Here is a 445-nt window from a genome sequence, read left to right as displayed (position 1 = left end):
GCTCAGCGTCGCGGTGTCGACGCCGCCCTGGCCATCACTGACCTGATACACGACGGCAGTAACACGACTTTCGCCGTCAGCTAAATCGTCAAAATCTTCACCTGGATTGAAGGCATACCCCCCATCCCCCCCTATCGTGAATTGGCCGCCATTACTTCCCGTAACAGGCTGACCAATAGCAGCGGTACTGCCATCGACCTGACTGACAACGAGGTCATCTCTATCGTTACCACCATCTGCGTCATTCGCCAGAACATTGCCAATTGCCACGACATTCTCAGCGGTTTCCCTCTGATCATCCTGCGCGACCGGTGCGGTGTTGCTTGATGTCAGGATGAAGGTGTCGGTCACGGTGCCGCCATTGCCATCATCCGCGGTGACAGTGATCTCGAAGGGACCATTCTGCGAGGCATCCGGCGTCAGGGTGCCCGTGATACGTCCGGTG

General features: G+C 57.3%; 1 protein-coding gene. It reads right to left on the bottom strand.

Features of this window, described 5'->3' with window-relative positions:
• Positions 1-445 (bottom strand): Ig-like domain-containing protein (locus PJK54_RS17740; RefSeq protein ID WP_271303516.1); only part of this gene is annotated, 445 nt, incomplete at both ends.

Source organism: Cobetia sp. MMG027 (genome assembly GCF_027947415.1).
Taxonomy (GTDB): Bacteria; Pseudomonadota; Gammaproteobacteria; order Pseudomonadales; family Halomonadaceae; genus Cobetia; species Cobetia marina.
The sequence above is the reverse complement of the archived record's forward strand: the minus strand, read 5'-3'. Positions and strand labels throughout refer to the sequence as shown.